Below are 3,871 nucleotides of genomic sequence, written 5' to 3' on the forward strand. Positions count from 1 at the left end.
ACTCAGCAGCAGCTGGCCCGCGGTAAGCGTCTCCGCGAGATCCTCAAGCAGCCCCAGTTCAGCCCCCTGATCCTGGCTGAGCAGGTCGCCGTGGTTTACGCCGGCGTCAAGGGCCTGATCGACGAAGTTCCCGTCGAGTCCGTCGTTCAGTTCTGCCGCGAGCTCCGCGAGTACCTGAAGACCAACAAGCCCGAGTTCATCAACAAGATCCAGACCGAGAAGCAGCTCAGCGAAGACGCTGAGGCCATGCTCAAGGCTGCCATCAACGAAGTGAAGTCTTCGATGCTGGCTGCGGCCTGATCCCTGACGGTTACCCCGGAGAGTCCAATCCATGGCCAACCTGAAGGAGATCCGCGACAGGATCAGTTCCGTTAAAAACACCCGGAAGATCACCGAGGCCATGCGCCTCGTGGCAGCCGCCAAGGTCCGCCGGGCACAGGAACAGGTTCTGCGCAGCCGTCCGTTTGCTGATCGTCTTGCCCGCGTTCTGGAGAATCTCCAGACCCGGATGCAGTTCGAGACCGCTGACGCGCCGCTGCTCGAGAACCGCGACGTCCGCACCATCACCCTGCTCGCCGTGACTGGCGACCGGGGTCTGTGCGGTGGCTACAACGCCAACATCATCAAGCGCACGGAACAGCGTCACGCTGAGCTGAAGTCTCAGGGCTATGACGTGGATCTGGTGTTGATCGGCCGCAAGGTCGCCACCTACTTCCAGAACCGCGCCAGCCAGTACACGATTCGCGCCACCTTCATGGGGCTCGAGCAGGTCCCCAGCGCTGCTGAGGCCGGCAAGATCGCCGACGAGGTGCTCGCCGAGTTCCTCTCCGGCACCACCGATCGTGTCGAGATCATCTTCACCAAGTTCATCAACCTGGTGAGCTCGAAGCCTGTTTCCCAGACCCTGCTGCCCCTGGATCCCCAGGGCATCGCCAGCGCGGACGACGAGATTTTCCGTCTCACCACCCGCGACGGTCAGCTGGGCGTTGAAACGGGCACGGTCAACAACGACCAGCCTTCTCTGCCTTCTGATCTGGTGTTCGAGCAGAGCCCCGATCAGCTGCTGAATGCACTGCTGCCTCTGTATCTGCAGAACCAGCTGCTGCGTTCCCTGCAGGAGGCGGCCGCTTCCGAGCTCGCCAGCCGGATGACCGCCATGAACAACGCCAGCGACAACGCCAAGGCGCTCGCGAAGTCCCTGACCCTGGACTACAACAAGGCCCGCCAGGCCGCCATTACCCAGGAGATCCTGGAAGTGGTCGGCGGTGCTTCTGCCATGGCCTGAGCACATTGCTCAGTCGCTCAAAGCCCTCCCAAGTGGAGGGCTTTTTTTGTGCCTTGTTCCAGGATGAGGGAAGCGCCGGCGCGCCATGACGCTTTCCCTGCAACCGCTCTTCCCTTTGGCCCTGGGCACCGCAGATCTGGCCCTGGATCCGATGGATGCGGTGTTACTGCTCCAGGATGTCCTGGCTCTGCGGGGCGAGGACAGCGGCAACCCCCATCCCGGTTGCGCCTGGACCGGCGACATCAACGGTGTCTGGCGGGTTCACCAGCTTCCGGCTTTTGCGGCCATTAGCGATCAGGTGCGCCGGCATGCCTGGGCGTACCTGGAGCAACTGGGCTTCCACTGCGACCAGGTGGCCCTGCACATTCAGCGGTCCTGGCCGGTGGTGAGTGAACCGGGCCAGGCGGTGGGCCGTCATCACCATCCCAATGCCCATCTGAGCGCCATCGTCTACCTCAATGGCGATGGCTCCGGCCGCAGTGGTTGCCTTCGGCTCTACCCCGCCCGGCAGAGCAATGAGCTGGTGCCAGGATTATCCGTGGGCCATGGCGGTCCCCTCGAGGGGGCCCTGCACTGGAATGCCCCCCACTTCGATCTGGCTCCCCGGGCTGGGTTGCTGGTGCTCTTCCCCGCTCAGATTGACCATGCCGTGACGGCCAATGAGGACGAGGGCGATCTGCGGGTGTCCCTGGCCTTTGATCTGGCCTTGAGTGCACCGCTCTGCGAGCAGCCTGGGCTGGCCCCACCGGAATACCTGGCTCCGCACCCGCAGCAGTGGGGCGCCCTGCCCGGGCCGTGATCCTGGACAATGGGGAGCTTCTGGACTGAGCTGCTCCCTCCATGGGCGAGACCTACACCGTTGTCTGTGAACTCGACGGCACCAGCCACAGCTTCAGCTGCGCTGCCGATCAGACCGTTCTCGCTGCTGCGGAAGCCGCCGGTGTGGCTGTCCCCAGCTCCTGCTGCTCCGGTGTCTGCACCACCTGCGCTGCCGTGGTGAAAGAGGGATCCGTGCATCAGCCCGACGCCATGGGCGTCAAGGCTGAGCTGCGGGATCAGGGTTTTGCGCTGCTCTGTGTGGCCTATCCCCGCAGCGACCTCAAGGTGCTCGCCGGCCAAGAAGACGCGCTCTATGAAGCGCAGTTCGGTCAATACCAAAAGTGAGTCCAGGGCTCTCTGGCTTTCGCTCCCTGGCGCTCACCCTGGTGGCCCAGCCCGGTCCGCTGCTGCCGCAGATCGAGGCTGAACTGCGTCAGCACGGGGTGCCGTTGCGCTGGGCGATCACCCAGGCGGTCTGCCGGCCCGATGGCCAGCGCCAGCTAACCCTGGAAGCGATGGTGCACCAGCCCGCCCTGCTCGTATGAACCGCCCTGGCGATCCCTTGCCCACCGTGATGGTGGTGCCCACGGGCATCGGCTGTGAGGTGGGTGGCTACGCCGGTGATGCGGTGCCCGCGGCGCGGCTATTGGCGGCCGCCAGTGGCTGCCTGATCACCCATCCCAATGTGATGAATGGGGCCTCGCTCTATTGGAGTGACCCCCGCATTCACTACGTCGAGGGATCAAGCCTCGATCGTTTCGCGGCTGCAGAACTGGCACTCCAGCCGGTTCGCTCGCAGCGCATTGGCCTGCTGCTGGATGCCGGCATCGAGGAGGAGCTCCGGCTGCGGCATCTGCAGGTGGCCGACGGTTGCCGGGCCAGCCTCGGGCTGAGCCTGGGTCCGGTGGAAACCACTACGGCTCCGATCGGCGTCAGCCTGAGCCAGGGGGAGAGCGGTGCCAGCTGGGGCCAGCTGGCGCGTCCCGACGTCTTGCTGGAGGCCGGGGCGCGCCTGCGCGATGCCGGTGCCACGGCCATCGCCGTGATTGCCCGCTTTCCGGATGACCCCGATAGCGAGGCCCTGACGGCCTACCGCCAGGGGGGCGGCGTCGATGCCCTGGCTGGAGCTGAGGCGGTGATCAGCCACTGGCTGAGCCGTCAGCTGAATCTGCCCTGTGCCCATGCCCCGGCGCTGAGCCCCCTGGAGATCGATCCCCAGTTGGACCCCCGGGCGGCGGGCGAGGAGCTGGGTTACACCTTCCTGCCCTGCGTGCTGGTGGGTCTGAGCCGCGCCCCAGCCCTCTGGCCAGCGGATCAGGCCCCCGCAGAATCGATTCGCGCTGAGCAGATCGGTGCTGTGGTGGCCCCGGCCGGGGCCCTGGGGGGCGCGGCAGTCTTGGCCTGCGCTGAGCGGGGCATTCCGGTGATCGCCGTGGAGAACCCCTGCGTCCTCTCGGTGACGGCCGAGGCCTTGGGGATCGAGGTGCTCCGGGCTAAGAGCTACAGCGAGGCCGCTGGGCTGGTGCTGGCGCTGCGGGAGGGGATCAACCCCGAGGCGCTGCAGCGTCCGCTGCGGCGGCTGGTCTGATGGCGGGCTTTGGCGTGCGCAAGGACCCCTGCCCCTGCGGCGGCGGGGCCTACTCAGGCTGTTGTGAGCCGTTCCACCTGGGCCAGTCCCTGCCGGCCACGGCTGAGCAGTTGATGCGCTCGCGCTACAGCGCCTTCAGCCGCAACCTGATCGACTACTTGATCGAGACCCACCCCTCC

Annotated in this window: 6 protein-coding genes and 1 pseudogene; all 7 read left to right on the forward strand. The window is 66.0% G+C overall.

Annotated elements, in window-relative coordinates:
- Nucleotides 1-300: pseudogene (locus QZ184_RS10645) on the forward strand (F0F1 ATP synthase subunit alpha); the annotation flags it as partial.
- A 31-nt stretch (nt 301-331) separates the two neighbouring features.
- Nucleotides 332-1,285 (forward strand): F0F1 ATP synthase subunit gamma, encoded by a 954-nt coding sequence (locus tag QZ184_RS10650; protein ID WP_010315324.1) that lies wholly within the window; start codon nt 332-334, stop codon nt 1,283-1,285.
- An 85-nt stretch (nt 1,286-1,370) separates the two neighbouring features.
- Nucleotides 1,371-2,084, forward strand: a complete 714-nt coding sequence (locus QZ184_RS10655; RefSeq protein ID WP_296416466.1) for a putative 2OG-Fe(II) oxygenase — start codon at nt 1,371-1,373, stop codon at nt 2,082-2,084.
- Between the two features lie 41 nt (nt 2,085-2,125).
- Nucleotides 2,126-2,449, forward strand: a complete 324-nt coding sequence (locus tag QZ184_RS10660; protein ID WP_247477091.1) for a 2Fe-2S iron-sulfur cluster-binding protein — start codon at nt 2,126-2,128, stop codon at nt 2,447-2,449.
- Nucleotides 2,446-2,649 carry a hypothetical protein gene (locus QZ184_RS10665; protein WP_296419551.1) on the forward strand — a complete coding sequence of 68 codons (204 nt, stop codon included), beginning with the start codon at nt 2,446-2,448 and terminating at the stop codon, nt 2,647-2,649. Before QZ184_RS10660 ends, QZ184_RS10665 begins: the two co-directional genes overlap by 4 nt.
- Nucleotides 2,646-3,692, forward strand: coding sequence for a DUF3326 domain-containing protein (locus QZ184_RS10670; protein ID WP_296419553.1), 1,047 nt, complete (start codon nt 2,646-2,648; stop codon nt 3,690-3,692). The genes QZ184_RS10665 and QZ184_RS10670 overlap by 4 nt, the downstream gene beginning before the upstream one ends.
- The coding region (locus tag QZ184_RS10675) for a YchJ family metal-binding protein (RefSeq protein WP_296419554.1) at nt 3,692-3,871 on the forward strand (180 nt) is incomplete at its 3' end. The genes QZ184_RS10670 and QZ184_RS10675, both read left to right, overlap by 1 nt.

This window comes from Vulcanococcus sp. DEBay_Sum22DG08_74 (genome assembly GCF_017852955.1).
Classification (GTDB): domain Bacteria; phylum Cyanobacteriota; class Cyanobacteriia; order PCC-6307; family Cyanobiaceae; genus Vulcanococcus.